14 protein-coding genes are annotated in these 13,951 nt (G+C 37.7%); 5 read left to right on the forward strand and 9 right to left on the reverse strand.

Annotation, left to right across the window (positions count from 1 at the left end; translation table 11 throughout):
* Nucleotides 1–25: 25 nt before the first annotated feature.
* Together V6R96_RS20165 and V6R96_RS20170 are read left to right on the forward strand one after the other, a co-directional pair.
* Nucleotides 26–415 carry a hypothetical protein gene (locus V6R96_RS20165; RefSeq protein WP_336380039.1) on the forward strand — a complete coding sequence of 130 codons (390 nt, stop codon included), beginning with the start codon at nt 26–28 and terminating at the stop codon, nt 413–415.
* A gap of 325 nt (nt 416–740) precedes the next feature.
* Nucleotides 741–3,023 (forward strand): cation:proton antiporter, encoded by a 2,283-nt coding sequence (locus tag V6R96_RS20170; RefSeq protein ID WP_336380040.1) that lies wholly within the window; start codon nt 741–743, stop codon nt 3,021–3,023.
* A 127-nt stretch (nt 3,024–3,150) separates the two neighbouring features.
* Here V6R96_RS20170 and V6R96_RS20175 read toward each other — a convergent pair whose 3' ends face one another.
* The 3 genes from V6R96_RS20175 to V6R96_RS20185 form a co-directional block, all read right to left on the reverse strand.
* Nucleotides 3,151–3,357, reverse strand: coding sequence for a hypothetical protein (locus V6R96_RS20175; protein WP_336380041.1), 207 nt, complete (start codon nt 3,355–3,357; stop codon nt 3,151–3,153).
* Nucleotides 3,358–3,427: 70 nt separating this feature from the next.
* Nucleotides 3,428–3,817 carry a hypothetical protein gene (locus V6R96_RS20180; RefSeq protein ID WP_336380042.1) on the reverse strand — a complete coding sequence of 130 codons (390 nt, stop codon included), beginning with the start codon at nt 3,815–3,817 and terminating at the stop codon, nt 3,428–3,430.
* A 183-nt stretch (nt 3,818–4,000) separates the two neighbouring features.
* Nucleotides 4,001–4,738, reverse strand: coding sequence for a hypothetical protein (locus V6R96_RS20185; RefSeq protein ID WP_336380043.1), 738 nt, complete (start codon nt 4,736–4,738; stop codon nt 4,001–4,003).
* 358 nt (nt 4,739–5,096) lie between these two features.
* On the opposite strand from V6R96_RS20185, the gene V6R96_RS20190 reads away from it, so the two are divergent.
* A complete protein-coding gene (locus V6R96_RS20190) occupies nt 5,097–5,939 on the forward strand; it encodes a prephenate dehydrogenase (protein ID WP_336380044.1) in 843 nt (280 codons plus the stop codon).
* A 196-nt stretch (nt 5,940–6,135) separates the two neighbouring features.
* Here V6R96_RS20190 and V6R96_RS20195 read toward each other — a convergent pair whose 3' ends face one another.
* Nucleotides 6,136–7,554 (reverse strand): L-serine ammonia-lyase, encoded by a 1,419-nt coding sequence (locus V6R96_RS20195; RefSeq protein WP_336380045.1) that lies wholly within the window; start codon nt 7,552–7,554, stop codon nt 6,136–6,138.
* 189 nt (nt 7,555–7,743) lie between these two features.
* Between V6R96_RS20195 and V6R96_RS20200 the strand changes: the two genes are divergently transcribed.
* Complete coding sequence (locus tag V6R96_RS20200; protein ID WP_336380046.1) at nt 7,744–8,322, forward strand: Crp/Fnr family transcriptional regulator; 579 nt, start codon at nt 7,744–7,746, stop codon at nt 8,320–8,322.
* 60 nt (nt 8,323–8,382) lie between these two features.
* Nucleotides 8,383–9,006 carry an NAD(P)H-dependent oxidoreductase gene (locus V6R96_RS20205; protein WP_336380047.1) on the forward strand — a complete coding sequence of 208 codons (624 nt, stop codon included), beginning with the start codon at nt 8,383–8,385 and terminating at the stop codon, nt 9,004–9,006.
* Nucleotides 9,007–9,083: 77 nt separating this feature from the next.
* Here V6R96_RS20205 and V6R96_RS20210 read toward each other — a convergent pair whose 3' ends face one another.
* The 5 genes from V6R96_RS20210 to V6R96_RS20230 all read right to left on the reverse strand — a co-directional run bounded on the left by V6R96_RS20210 (nt 9,084) and on the right by V6R96_RS20230 (nt 13,945).
* Nucleotides 9,084–10,427, reverse strand: a complete 1,344-nt coding sequence (locus V6R96_RS20210; protein ID WP_111956126.1) for an ammonium transporter — start codon at nt 10,425–10,427, stop codon at nt 9,084–9,086.
* A 106-nt stretch (nt 10,428–10,533) separates the two neighbouring features.
* Nucleotides 10,534–11,175: an alpha/beta hydrolase gene (locus tag V6R96_RS20215; RefSeq protein WP_336380048.1), complete on the reverse strand. Its 642-nt coding sequence runs from the start codon at nt 11,173–11,175 to the stop codon at nt 10,534–10,536.
* Nucleotides 11,176–11,476: 301 nt separating this feature from the next.
* Nucleotides 11,477–12,106, reverse strand: coding sequence for a YceI family protein (locus tag V6R96_RS20220; RefSeq protein ID WP_111956122.1), 630 nt, complete (start codon nt 12,104–12,106; stop codon nt 11,477–11,479).
* A 78-nt stretch (nt 12,107–12,184) separates the two neighbouring features.
* Nucleotides 12,185–12,751 (reverse strand): YceI family protein, encoded by a 567-nt coding sequence (locus tag V6R96_RS20225; protein WP_336380049.1) that lies wholly within the window; start codon nt 12,749–12,751, stop codon nt 12,185–12,187.
* A 144-nt stretch (nt 12,752–12,895) separates the two neighbouring features.
* Nucleotides 12,896–13,945: a glucokinase gene (locus V6R96_RS20230; protein ID WP_111956255.1), complete on the reverse strand. Its 1,050-nt coding sequence runs from the start codon at nt 13,943–13,945 to the stop codon at nt 12,896–12,898.
* Nucleotides 13,946–13,951 lie beyond the last annotated feature (6 nt).

Consider the following 13,951-nt stretch of genomic DNA (forward strand, 5'->3'; position numbering starts at 1 on the left):
TTGTTGCAGATTAAATGATTTTATAATGAAAAACATTATGTATGCAGCAGGAATTCTCATATCCGGACTTTGCTTTTCCCAAGAATCTGGTCCAAAGGTCAAGGCCTCCTTTTTTGATGGAATTGTAGTGGCCGGATATGTAGATCATGGAGCTTTTATCAACTTTACAGGCCCTAATGTGAATTTTAGCCATAAAGGCCTTAAACTTATCGCCGGAATGCTTCCTTCACTCCGGATCAAAGAGGACCATTCTCCCGGAACCAAAAACAGCCCGGTTACGCCTAATCTGGGAGCTGGTCTTACGGTAGTTTATAAAAAAATTGCTCTTCAGATACCCGTCTATTATAATACAAAAACAGCCGCAGAAAACGGAACCTGGAAAGTTGGAATCGGATTGGGGTATTCGTTCAGATAGACTTTTTTGAAGTAAAGAAGATGGAGGCCCGAAGAGTGAAGTTATTGAGGTCTGAAACATAACTGAAATACAGTTTTATTGATTTCCAGAGTTGCTTTATACTAGCTACCCTTGTCAAGGATTTGAACCTTGACAAGGGCAGGAAATCAAATTTTAAAATAGATATTAAAATAAGTTCTCAACAATAACGTCCGACCTCCCTTTTCCAGCTTCCCAACCTCTTCCGGTTTTTATTACATTTTTTAGAACATTTATTACATTTTAAAAAGAATAGTATTTAACATCAATATATTCTTATCAACTTTGCATTAAAATATTAGGAATCATGAACTGGGGAAAATACAGAAATTTAATTTTTTACATAGCCACCATCGCCTTTTTTTCCTGTCTGATGTACTTCTTCATTATAGAGGGACAGACGCTGGAGATCAAGGAAAATATAGTAACAAAAACCAACACGGGCTCTACCTGGGAAAATTTCCAGGAATCTTTTAAAGCGAATCTTCATCATCCGCTCGCACTTCTTCTGGCACAGATCGTCACCATTATTCTTGTAGCCAGGCTTTTCGGGTGGATCTGTATGAAAATCAAGCAGCCTACGGTAATTGGTGAAATGATCGCGGGGATTGTTCTAGGCCCTTCATTGCTGGGTATGTACTTCCCTGAGTTCTCAGCTTTTCTTTTCCCGAAAGAATCTTTAGGTAACCTACAGTTTTTAAGTCAGATAGGCCTTATCCTGTTTATGTATATCGTAGGGATGGAGCTTGATCTTAGTGTGTTGAGAAAAAAAGCACATGATGCAGTAGTAATCAGCCATGCAAGTATCATTATTCCTTTTGCACTGGGTATCGGGCTTTCTTATTTTGTATATCAGGAATTTGCACCGGAAGGTATTCAGTTTACCTCATTTGCCCTGTTCATAGCAATTTCAATGAGTATTACCGCATTTCCGGTGCTCGCCAGGATCGTTCAGGAGAGAAATCTTCAGAAAACCAAACTGGGAACAATCGTTATTACCTGTGCTGCTGCAGATGATATTACAGCATGGTGTATTCTTGCAGCCGTTATTGCCATTGTAAAAGCAGGCTCTTTCGCCAGTTCCATCTATGTGATCATTATGGCTGTCGCTTATGTCTTTTTAATGATTAAAATTGTAAGACCATTCCTGAAAAGGATCGGAGATCTTCAGGCGGGTAAAAACACCATCAGCAAGCCAATGGTCGCTATTTTCTTCCTGACACTTATTCTTTCTGCATATGCTACTGAAGTTATTGGTATCCATGCATTATTCGGGGCATTTATGGCAGGAGCTATTATGCCGGAAAATGCAAAATTCCGTACCCTTTTCATCGATAAGGTTGAAGATGTGGCTTTAGTGCTTCTTCTTCCATTGTTCTTTGTATTTACAGGTCTCCGTACACAAATCGGGCTATTAAATGACAGTCATTTGTGGATGACGGCAGGGTTTATCATTTTAACAGCTGTTACCGGTAAATTTATAGGAAGCGCACTTACCGCACGGTTCGTCGGAATCAACTGGAAGGAAAGTTTAACGATCGGTGCATTGATGAATACCAGAGGATTAATGGAGCTTATTGTCCTGAACATCGGGTATGATCTTGGAGTATTAAGTCCGGAGATCTTTGCTATGCTGGTGATCATGGCTTTGTTTACCACTTTTATGACAGGACCGGCTTTAGACTTTATTAATTTTATTTTTAAATCTAAAAAAAGCTCAGATGAAGATAGTCCCGGCAATAACGATTCAAAATACCGTGTACTGCTGTCTTTTGATAAGCCTGAATCCGGAAGCACACTGCTGAAGCTAGCCCATGATTTCACCAACAAAATGAACGGCAACAAAAGTATCACAGCCATGAATATTGCTCCGGTAGATGAAATGCATGCTTATGATATCAATGAATATGAAGATGCACAGTTTAAAAACGTTATTGAAACTTCTCACGACCTAAAACTTGAAGTCACTACTCTTTTCAAAGCTTCCACGGATATTGAAAGTGACCTTACAGGCATTTCAAATAAAGGAAATTACGACCTTCTTCTGATTATGCTCGGCAAATCTATGTATGAAGGAAGTTTACTGGGAAGGCTGCTAGGATTTACGACAAAGATCATTAACCCGGAAAAACTTCTGAACACGGTAAAAGGTAAAGGAAATATTTTCAACAATTCTCCTTTTGACGATTTTACCCTCCAGATCCTTGATAAGACCCATATTCCGGTAGGAATTCTGGTAGAAAAAGATTTCAAATCTGCAGATAAAGTATTTATCCCTATGTTCAACCTCAGCGATTTTTATCTTTTGGAATATGCTAAAAGACTGATCAACAATAACAATTCCCAGATCATCATCCTTGATGCGGCCGGACAGATCCGCAATAATATCGAGGTGAAAGAACTGATCAGAAGCATTGAACAGGTAGCCCCGAATCATATCACGTTATATAACGAGAAAAAGATCGAGAAAGAATTCCTGAACTCGCAGGATCTGATGCTGGTCAGCAGCAAAAGCTGGAAAAATCTGATCGATACTAAGAGCCTTTGGCTGTCTGATATTCCTTCGACACTGATTATCTCGAACCCATAGAATTAATGTAACAATGTAGTAGTATAACAATGTAACAATAGGATAATCCCAGGGTATTATAATAGATATTTGTAGTATCCGGCCTGATTAAATGATTGATAAACTGGTACATTGTTATATTGTTACATTATTTTTCCTTCCTGAGTTTTAGAAGTTTTTGAAATGCCTCAAAAATTCTTTTCTGCTCTCCTTCAATATAATCACTGCTGAAAGGTGCACCACAATCCAGACTATTGGTTACATGAACCAATTTTCCTTTTTCAAAATAATTCCGGTTTTCTTCAACCTCTGATTTTTTAAAGTCAAAAGCTTCCGTATCATGATTTTCTTTCATGACTTTGACATCATAAAACATCGGACGGTTGTAGGTATATATCTTCTCAAAAACAGAAGACAAATGTCCGTTAAATAGATAATATTCGGTAAGTACCTGCCCCCATTTCTCCGTAAAGTCTTGCCGTTATTTTTTCTAAGCGCCCTTTCTGTTCATAAAATACAGCTTCCCCGCCTTCTGCGGATTCCCCTTCTATGTCTTTCTTTTTGATGGAACTCCATTGAGTAATGGAATTGATCCTTTTAAAATTGGCGCGGATTGGTTTCAGCCTGTCTGTTAAATATTCGTTGACGGCAATATCATTTTCCCTGAAAGATTCTTTGATCTTTACCGTATCAGATGATATGACCTGTAAAGAAGCAGGAAGCTGATGCTTTCCAATTTCGGGTGTGAAAGTTTCCGCATCACTCCAATGTATGGCAGCAATTACTACCAGTAAAGTATAAAAACAATTCTTCATGATCATTGTATTTTGCTGTGATATTGATTTACTGCTCTGTAACAAAGCTAGTTAATCTTCATGATAATGCAACTATGTAGGGAGGCTCATTGGTGCATTCTATAATAAAAGCCAACTTTTAAAAGTTGGTTTTTATTTTTACAAGAGTGATTCAATAAGTTTGTTTTGCGTTAATTCACCAATCTATTTTACTTTAAGAAAAGTTCCATCTAAAGTTGCATTCAGTCCAAACTCACAATCACGCGACTGCTCAGATGGGACTGATGTAATTGATATAAATCCATTATAAAATGTAGCGAGGAATGAACATGATTTATTGATTTCAATAGTAAACTGATTATTTTTAATCATCACTTCTCCTGACGCATCTGCAATATTTCTGCCCGGAGCCCTGGTCACAGAGCCAATATCATAGGAATACATCTGACCTTTTATCTTTTTAATAGTAATACTTCCCTGATACCCATTTTCTCCATATTGATAGGTAAACGTTCCTTCAAAATGATCAGACGGAATAGATGAAAATATTTCCGGCTTCGGATTTACGTTAGTTTGAACATCAAGTGTCATGGGATAAACGGCGTCAGACTTTGTGGAAGACCAGTCTCCCTCTAATTTTCCATTTTTTAAGACCCCATCAATAATTCCGCTGATATTCCCATCGTTTTCAAATTCCTCCAGATGATAATGATTTCCAGAATTCAGCGTTCCTATTATTTTAATGGGTTTCTTTTCTTTAGTTTTTACATATCTGATGTTCCCTAAAACGACATTCTTTGAAACGCTGACATTTAGTTCAACAGGAATTTTTTGGTCAATAAGACCGCTAAAACTATAATCCGCATCAGTATTCTTTTGCTGAGCTTGGCAGATGCCTGCAGCAAAGCATATCATGAATGATATTTTTTTCAGATAATTCATATTATTAGATTTTAATGATAAAATGGATACGATTCAGTGAAATCATTTTTTTCACAAAAAGGCCTCGTTATACAAAAGTACAAAAAGGTGGCCTAGTATCCATCAGGTATAAGGTTCTCTAGAGAAAAACAGATATTGAGTTTCAGTTTGAAGGTTAATCCGGGCAAAGAAGCACCATAATAATTTAAGTCAAAAATATCCTGAGTTTAAAAAATATTTTATACCTTCGCTCTGTGAATTTCAATAACAGAACATATTATTATAGAATTTTTAACTCAAAACTGGGCTAGGATTCTTATGAACATAACTTAAAAACCTCGTCCTTGACGGGGTTTTTTATTTTAAAAAAATTTAAAAGATGAAAATAAGTATTATTGGTACAGGGTTAATCGGAGGCTCAATGGCTTTAAAATTAAAGGAAAAAGGCATTGCAGATTTTATCTACGGAATCGACAATAATCAGCAGCATATTACGGAAGCATTGAATCGTCATATTATCGATGCCGGCACGGATCTAGAATATGGAGTTAAAAATGCAGACTTCATCATCATTGCCGTTCCTGTAGATGCGGCCAGAAAACTGCTTCCGGAGGTTCTGGATCTTATATCAGACCAACAGACCGTTATGGATGCGGGATCAACCAAAGCCGGAATTGTAAATGCTGTCAAAGACCATCCGAAACGTTCCAGGTTTGTAGCATTTCACCCAATGTGGGGTACAGAAAACAGTGGTCCAGGATCTGCTGTTTCTGACAGTTTTTCGGGAAAAGCCGGAGTGATCTGCAATAAAAAGGAATCTGCCCCTGATGCGCTTCAACTGGTTGAAAAAGTGGCAGAAAACCTGGATATGCACCTGATCTATATGAATGCGGAAGCTCATGATATTCATACGGCCTATATTTCACATATTTCACACATTACATCATATGCTCTGGCCAATACTGTTTTGGAAAAGGAACGGGAAGAAGAGACCATTTTTCAGCTTGCCAGTTCCGGTTTCTCCAGTACAGTACGTCTTGCAAAATCTCATCCTGAAATGTGGGTGCCTATCTTTAAGCAAAACAAGGAGAATGTTCTGGATGTTCTGAATGAACATATCACACAGCTCCGAAAATTCAAAGCCGCATTAGAAAAAGAAAATTATGAATACCTTGAAGAACTGATCAGCAATGCCAACAGGATCAGAGGTATTTTAAGATAAAAACAAGCCTTTTTTAAGGTATTAAAAGTACTAAGCTGAGCTTGGTTTGTCCTTAACAAACAATTGATTTTGTCTTAATTTCCTTAATCGTTTCATAGCTCTTAATGGTTTAAAATTATTAAGCTTTAAATACATCATAAAAAATCCTTAGATTAATTTCTAAGGATTTTTTATATAAAACAGTATCGTTTTCTTCTTAACATTCAGGAACATTGACCGCAATGGCAAGTCCACCTTCTGAAGTTTCCTTAAAACGGTCACTCATTGATAAAGCCGTTTCCCACATGGTCTGAATTACTTCATCCAGTGTTACTTTTGCTTTAGCAGGATCACTTTCAAGAGCAATATTAGCCGCTGTGATCGCTTTCATGGCCCCCATTGTATTTCTTTCAATGCAAGGAATCTGCACCAATCCTTTGATCGGGTCGCAGGTAAGTCCAAGGTGATGTTCCATAGCTATTTCAGCCGCCATCAATACCTGGCCGATACTTCCGCCTAAAATCTCTGTAAGTCCGGCTGCTGCCATCGCTGATGAAACTCCGATTTCAGCCTGGCATCCACCCATTGCAGCAGAAATGGTTGCATTTTTCTTGAATAAAGTTCCAATTTCTCCGGCAACCAGTAAAAACCTTACGATATCATCTTCGCTGATACATTCTGTAAATGCCTGCGAATACATTAAAACTGCCGGAATAACACCGCTGGCTCCATTGGTAGGTGCTGTAATGATTCTTCCGAAGCTCGCATTTTCTTCATTCACTGCCAAAGCAAAACAAGCAATCCATTTATTGATATTGGTAAAATTCTCTTCTGCATCGACCACCAATTTAAACCATTCATCGATATTTCTATAGATCTTGTCTCCTAAAAGCTTTCTGTTGATGCCTGCAGCTCTTCTGGTCACATTTAAACCACCTGGAAGAATGCCTTCTTTATTGACGCCTTTGTAGATACATTCTTTAATGTTCTTCCAGATATTCAGTGCTTCCTGCCTGGTTTCTTCCTGGGATCTCCAGCTTTCTTCATTAATCAGGATCAGATCTGAAAATCTTTTAAATCCTAATTTTTCACAGTATTTCACAATATCCGAACCGTGATGGCAAGGATATAATGTTCGGACGCAGTGCTTTTCTATGGAATTTTTTTCCTGGCTGGCAATAAAACCGCCTCCTACAGAATAAAAATCCTGAACAAGCTCGGTGCCGTCTTCAAAAACAGCTTTAAAGATCATTCCGTTTGGGTGAAAATCAAGTGATTTTTCCATATTCAGGATCAGGTGATGTCCGTACACAAAAGGAATTTCTTTTTCGCCACCCAGATTCAGGATCTGGGTATTTTTTATCTTATCGACTTTCTCATCGATCTTTGTTGTGTCTATTGTTTTGAAATCTTCTCCATTCAGTCCAAGCATTCCGGCAATATCCGTCCCATGTCCGATTCCGGTTTTAGCTAAAGAGCCAAAAAATTCAAGGAAAACTTCCTTTACTTCCTCGATGGATCTTTCCCTTTTTATAATTCTAATAAATGCAGAAGCTGCATTCCATGGGCCCATCGTATGCGAACTGGATGGCCCTATTCCTACTTTAATAATCTCAAAAACCGATATTGATTCCATAGATAATTCTTCATTTTCCTCTTAAAACAAAGATACGCGATAAATCCCAATAAAAGCGTTCCCGGATCTCAGAATTAATAACAGTTCATAAATCATGGAATGCCTTTATAATAGGTATTTTTGTAAATTAGCAGTTATAGTGGTCACCTCAATCCATTATATAAGTTTCTCTCCTTTTAATCACTTCAAATGGAAACATTAATTAAGAATATTGCACAGCATATCAGGTTAAGTCCCGAAGAAGAAGCTGTTTTCAAAAGCTTCTGGACAGAAAAAACATTGGAAAAAGGTGAATTTCTTTTAAGAAACGGAGAAACCTGTCGCTATGACAGCTATATTGTTTCGGGTGTTTTAAAAGCGTTTTGCATCAATTCAGAAAACGGAAATGAGGAGATTCTTTTTTTAGCTATTGACAATTGGTGGGCAACCGATATCTCCAGCTTTTCTAAACAAAAGGCTTCCATTTACAATATACAGGCCGTAGAAAAAACAAACCTTTTACAGATCAGTCATCAGTCTTTTCAAAAAATGCTGCAGGAAATTCCTTCCCTGGAAAGATACTTCAGGATTATTTTAGAAGGCTACCTGGGAACTCTTGAGAAAAGAATTGTATTTAATAACATGTACAAAGCTGAACAGAAATATTATGATTTTCTAGATACTTATCCTGATATTGCCTCCAGAGTTCCTCAATATTTAATTGCATCCTATTTAGGCGTGTCAGCTGAATTTATAAGCCGAATCCGGAAAAAAAATAAATCCTCTTGAACTAGATCAATTTTTCAGAAATGAATAATCAGGAATTTTGCTGTTATAAAATTCATCATAATGAAAGTATTGATTATTAACGCCAGTGTAAAAAATGAAAGATCTTACAGCCGAAAATTAACCCAACTTTTTGTTGAAAACTGGAAAGCCAAATATCCCTCAGATGTATTTACGTACAGAGAAACAGGTATTGACAGTATTCCCAATATTGACGAATCCTGGATTGCAGGAGCCTTTAAAAAGCCTTCAGAGAGGACAGAAGAAAACCAAAAGGCATTACGGCTAAGCAATGAGCTGGTACAAGAGCTTAAAGAACACGATATGTATGTTATTGGAACTCCAATGTATAACTGGGCTGTTCCAAGTGGGTTAAAAGCTTATATAGATCAGGTGATGCGCATCAATGAAACCTGGAAATTCAGATCAGGGGCTCCCGATGGCGACTACGTAGGTTTGCTTGAAAACAAAAAAGCATTTATATTATCTGCCCGGGGCGATACAGGATACGGAGAAAATGAAAAAAACGGACATATCAATTTTCAAACAACCTACCTAAAACACATTTTCGGAATCATGGGAGTCAAAGATATTACCATTTTTTCATTAGATAATGAAGAGTTTGGGGGCGAAGTATTTGAAAAATCAAAAAACAAAATTTTCAGCGCCATCCAATCCATTGAATAAGCTTGGGAAAAATCCCTTTTGAGTATTTATCAGGGCATTCAGCTTTACTGCCTATGCCCTGTTTTTTTTAGTAATCATCACTTGAAACTTTCTTCATGCTGGGAAAGATCCAGCCCAATAGATTCTGCTTCTTCGGAAACTCTAAGGGTAATTATGGAATCTGTAATTTTATACAATAGCAGCGAGCCAAAGAATGTAAAAGCTGAAACAAGCACCAGAGCAGCCATATGATGGGCAAAAACTTCAATACCACCATGAAGAAGGCTGGCATTTTCACCATGGGCAAAAACAGCGGTCAGGATCATTCCCATAATTCCCCCTACTCCATGACAGGCAAAGACATCCAGGGTATCATCTATTTTTTTCAACGCTTTCGAGTTTACCATAAGATTGGAAACAATAGCGGCTGCAAATCCTATAAAAAGACTTTCCGGAATGCTTACAAAACCACAGCCGGGGGTAATGGCTACCAGCCCCACTACAGCCCCGATACAGGCTCCCAATGCAGAAACGCTCCTTCCATTGATCCTGTCAAAAAATATCCAGGTCATCATAGCAGAAGCAGAAGCAATGGTCGTTGTCCCGAAAGCCATTGCAGCAGATGCATTTGCGCTCAGAGCGGAACCGGCATTAAACCCAAACCACCCGAACCACAGCATTCCTGTTCCAAGAAGTACGTAAGGAATATTGGAAGGCTCATGGTGTGGATTTTTCCTGTTTCCCAGGACCATAGCTCCGGCTAAAGCTGCAAAACCGGCACTCATATGGACTACAGTTCCACCGGCAAAATCTTTTACTCCAAAAAATTTATTCAGAAGCCCGTCCGGATGCCATACCATATGGCAAAGCGGTGTATAGATAAAAATGCTGAAAAGCACCATGAACAACAAATAAGAGATAAAACGCACCCGCTCAGCGAAAGAACCTGTGATCAGTGCGGGAGTAATAACGGCAAATTTCATCTGAAAAAGGGCAAAAAGGACGAAAGGAATGGTGGAAGCCATCATTTTGTGAGGTAACACTCCTACATGGCTGAAGAATGGATAGCTTAAGGGATTTCCAATGATTCCGTAATGTATACCATTGATCTCAAAACCTAATGAATCCCCAAACGATAAGGAAAATCCTACAACGACCCATAAAATAGAAATAACCCCGAGCGCAATAAAGCTTTGCAGCATCGTGGAGATCACATTTTTCTTTCCTACCATGCCTCCATAAAAGAACGACAGTCCGGGTGTCATCAAGAGTACAAGCCCTGCTGCTGCAAGAATCCATGCTACATCTGCCCCTACGATTTTATCTTCACTGAGAAATTCTCCGGTATTGGGAAGATCAACAACCGGACTCCAAAATAATCCTCCGAATGCCACCAGGGTAATGACCGAGAATGAGACGATCCATTTTAAACCAATTTTCATACAATTTACATTTAACCCTATCAAAATTAAATATAAATTTTATAAAAACATATATTTTAATCAAATAACCCTTAAATATTACACCTAAATTAAAATGCAAGCAGTTTTAAATAAAAATCTCCTTTAATATTTTAGATACTTCTTTGTGTTTTGTAGCAGGAAAAAGATGGGTTCCTCCTTTGATCACATAATCCGGTTTTGAATATTTAATAGGAAAAACAATGTCTTTATCTCCCAATATCTGAATAACTTCCGGAGTTTCTTCAAATTTCCATTCCGAAACTTTTTCTACAGACCATTTGAGGTAATAGGGATCTCTGACTCTGAAATATTCAAGGATTTTAGGATTTTTAGGGTCGAAAAGTTTTCTGACTACAGAATACACATTGGCAGCTTTGTCATTAAACATCCCGACAGGAAGTATTCTTGGAATCTTTGTAATCTCACCGGTCCTGATAAATTTAGATTTTTCTTTATCTGATTTAATGCTTCCCATGATGACTACTTTTTGTGCAGGCTTCAGCTTATTGATCTCCTGCACCATAATGCCGCCAAAAGAATATCCAAGCAGGCAGAACGGCTCAGAATCATCTACTTTTTCTGCCATTCTTTGGACATAGGAATGAAAAGGCTCGTTTTTTTCGGGAATGAGCCAGTCTATAAAAATTAATTCACAGTTCTCGGGAAATTCCAGTCTTTCCAATACTTTAAAATCGGCCCCGAGACCGCTTACTACATAAATTTTCATAGTACTAATTTATGAAAAATGGAGGAAAAGACAGTGATTAAATTTTGTTTGTGCATTATTGGAACCATTAAGTTTATTGAGGGTTTTTAGAATGTCAGATTTGGTACATATGAAGTTTTTAACGTGAAGCCTTTATTCATCCTTTTATTTAAGAGAGGCAAAGGATCGTGCCTACGCCACTGAATAAACGGTCGAATTGCAAACCGAATTAAAGAATAATTAATCTCGACACCCTGTTTATACCACCAAAAAAGGGCAGTTTATAAAAACCGCCCTTTTTAATATTTGAAGTATATTGTACTTATTTCTTTTTCTTTACAGGAACCCTGTTTTCGTTATCAAGCTTTTCTGTAGAAACCCTGAACTGGATATCCATTTCGTTCTTGATGAAGTAATCTTTCAGCGAAGACTGGTAGAATACTTTAAAATCTCTTCTGTTCAGAGAGAACTTGGCAGACTCTACCACTACTGTAAACTGGGTTACATATACATTGGCAGGGAAAGTAATTGTTTTTCTTACTCCTTTGATGGTAACATCACCATAAACTGTTGAATTGTACTCACTGTTTGCTAAAGGAATGATTTTAGTCAAGTGAAATTTTGCGATCGGGAATTTTTTAACTTCAAAGAAATTGGTGCTTTTCAGATCATTGGTAAGCTTAATCTGATCTTCATCGGAAACATCTCCCGCCATTATGCTTCTCATATCTATAATGAACTCTCCATCTACAAGGACTGTTTTATCAAAATTGAATTTCCCGCTTTTCAGCTTTACCGTCCCTGAATGCGAAGAAGCTTCAGTTTTTACAACTTTATATCCCCACCACCTGATCTCTGATGAAGTCACTTTTGAAACCTTATCAAATTTCTTCTGTGCAGAAACAAATGATATGCTCACACACATCATAGCAAACAATAGTAATCTTTTCATTCTTTTTTATTTACAATTCAACAAAAATAAAAAAAAGTGTAGAACTTCTACACTTTTAATAATCTTTTTTTGATTAAATTATTTAGCAGTCACCTTTACAAGCATTTCGATGTCATCTTTCACAAAAACATCCTGCATTGTAGATTTGTAAGCCACATCAAATTTCTGTCTGTCGAAAGAGAATTTTTCAGAAACCAGACTTACCACTCCTTTGCTGTAAGCAATTTTTGCAGGGAAAGTAATAGGATTTGTCTTTCCTTTAACGGTAAGGTTTCCAGTTACTAAAGAATTATAGATCTTATCGCTGTTTTTCTTTACAGAAGTGATTTTGAAAGAAGCAGTTGGGAATTTTTCAACCTCAAAAAAGTCACCGTTCTTAAGATGTCCGTTTAATTTCTGCTGGTATTCTCCGGTAAGGTCGGTTGAGTTGATGGAAGTCATATCCAGTACAAAGCTTCCTCCTACAAGGTTATTCCCCTTCATGATCATGTCTCCGGATTTTACTTTCACTGTACCGTCATGAGAACTTGCCTCAGATTTTGCTACTTTGTATCCCCACCAGTGAACATCAGATGCCACTACTTTTTTTGACTGTCCTAATGCAAGGCCACCAGCTAAAACCGCTAATAAGAATATTTTTTTCATTTTGAATAAGTTATTTACTTGTTTAATGGTGCAAATGTAGCCAACTTATCTGATAGATTTCATTGATGTATATCAATAAAATCAATTATTTTTATGAATAATATCAGTCCATAAAAAACTCCGAAAGTTTCGGAGTTTTGTATGTTAATTTTGATAGTAGGCAGTGTACAGAGCGGCTCCTTTTAATGCCGTATGATTCTGTTTAATCAGATAAATGGGTGTGCTTTTCAGTAATGCTTCCATCTTGTCGCTGATCTTGAACTTATCATAGAATTTACCCTTGTCGATATATTCTCTGATCACCTGCGGGATATCTCCTGCGATCAGAAGTCCTCCGGTAGCCTTAAGTTTCAGTACAAGGTTATTGGCTTCTCTTGCAAGGAATTCCACGAAGGTGTCTAAAGCAATTTTACAAATCAGCACATCATCTTCCACCGCAGCTTTGTAAATTTCCTCTACAAAGTTTCCTCCGTTAAGACGTTCTGCAAGCCATTCCGGTTCCGGATGTCTTTTTACGTCTCTCAAGAATCTGTAGATATTGAAAAGACCGGTTTTAGAGAGTACATTTTCCCAGCTTACAATACCATAGATATTATTTAAGAACTGATAAAATTCTACCTCAACATTTGTTCTTGGTGAGAATTCTGAGTGTCCTCCTTCTGTTGCAAAAGGTCTCAGGTTTTTTCCGTCAAAGAAATATCCGGCTTCACCCAGTCCGTTTCCGGGAGCAAGGATCGCTACATTTCCTTTTTCAAGATGTCCGCCGGTATAAATAGGATCCAGATCGCTGTCCTCAAGAAGTCCCATTCCATAGGCTGACGCTTCAAGGTCATTCAGCATATCCCCTTTCTCGAATCCGAAATCTCTGGTATATTCTTCAATATCCAGATCCCAGCCCAATCGTGCAGGGCTACTTTTGCCATTAATTACAGGTCCCGGTACAGCCACTGCCAGACGCTTCACATTGTCCAGTTGGTTATCTTGTATGAATTTTCTTAGTATGTCAGAAAATGAAGTGTAATCTTTAGTGTTATACTCATTCTGAATTTTAATCTCAAGGCCTCCGTTACTGGAAACAAAATAGCCTAAGATTGTTATATCTTCACGGAGACTTGCTCCAATGATAGTGACATTATCATTATTACTGTTCTCTACTCCTGGTAAATAAAGCGGAAATTTTGGATTCAAAATCATAACCTC

Origin of the sequence: Chryseobacterium sp. CCNWLW53, assembly GCF_037083525.1 — a bacterium.
GTDB classification, from domain to species: Bacteria; Bacteroidota; Bacteroidia; order Flavobacteriales; family Weeksellaceae; genus Chryseobacterium; species Chryseobacterium lathyri.

Bases quoted from the DNA above. Each gene is read 5' to 3' on its own strand.
- V6R96_RS20200 (WP_336380046.1), top strand. From the start codon at position 7,744: ATGGAAACATTAATTAAGAATATTGCACAGCATATCAGGTTAAGTCCC.
- V6R96_RS20170 (WP_336380040.1), top strand. From the start codon at position 741: ATGAACTGGGGAAAATACAGAAATTTAATTTTTTACATAGCCACCATC.
- V6R96_RS20180 (WP_336380042.1), bottom strand. From the start codon at position 3,817: ATGAAGAATTGTTTTTATACTTTACTGGTAGTAATTGCTGCCATACAT.
- V6R96_RS20190 (WP_336380044.1), top strand. From the start codon at position 5,097: ATGAAAATAAGTATTATTGGTACAGGGTTAATCGGAGGCTCAATGGCT.
- V6R96_RS20175 (WP_336380041.1), bottom strand. From the start codon at position 3,357: ATGAAAGAAAATCATGATACGGAAGCTTTTGACTTTAAAAAATCAGAG.
- V6R96_RS20215 (WP_336380048.1), bottom strand. From the start codon at position 11,175: ATGAAAATTTATGTAGTAAGCGGTCTCGGGGCCGATTTTAAAGTATTG.
- V6R96_RS20205 (WP_336380047.1), top strand. From the start codon at position 8,383: ATGAAAGTATTGATTATTAACGCCAGTGTAAAAAATGAAAGATCTTAC.
- V6R96_RS20195 (WP_336380045.1), bottom strand. From the start codon at position 7,554: ATGGAATCAATATCGGTTTTTGAGATTATTAAAGTAGGAATAGGGCCA.
- V6R96_RS20165 (WP_336380039.1), top strand. From the start codon at position 26: ATGAAAAACATTATGTATGCAGCAGGAATTCTCATATCCGGACTTTGC.
- V6R96_RS20210 (WP_111956126.1), bottom strand. From the start codon at position 10,427: ATGAAAATTGGTTTAAAATGGATCGTCTCATTCTCGGTCATTACCCTG.
- V6R96_RS20225 (WP_336380049.1), bottom strand. From the start codon at position 12,751: ATGAAAAAAATATTCTTATTAGCGGTTTTAGCTGGTGGCCTTGCATTA.
- V6R96_RS20220 (WP_111956122.1), bottom strand. From the start codon at position 12,106: ATGAAAAGATTACTATTGTTTGCTATGATGTGTGTGAGCATATCATTT.
- V6R96_RS20185 (WP_336380043.1), bottom strand. From the start codon at position 4,738: ATGAATTATCTGAAAAAAATATCATTCATGATATGCTTTGCTGCAGGC.
- V6R96_RS20230 (WP_111956255.1), bottom strand. From the start codon at position 13,945: ATGATTTTGAATCCAAAATTTCCGCTTTATTTACCAGGAGTAGAGAAC.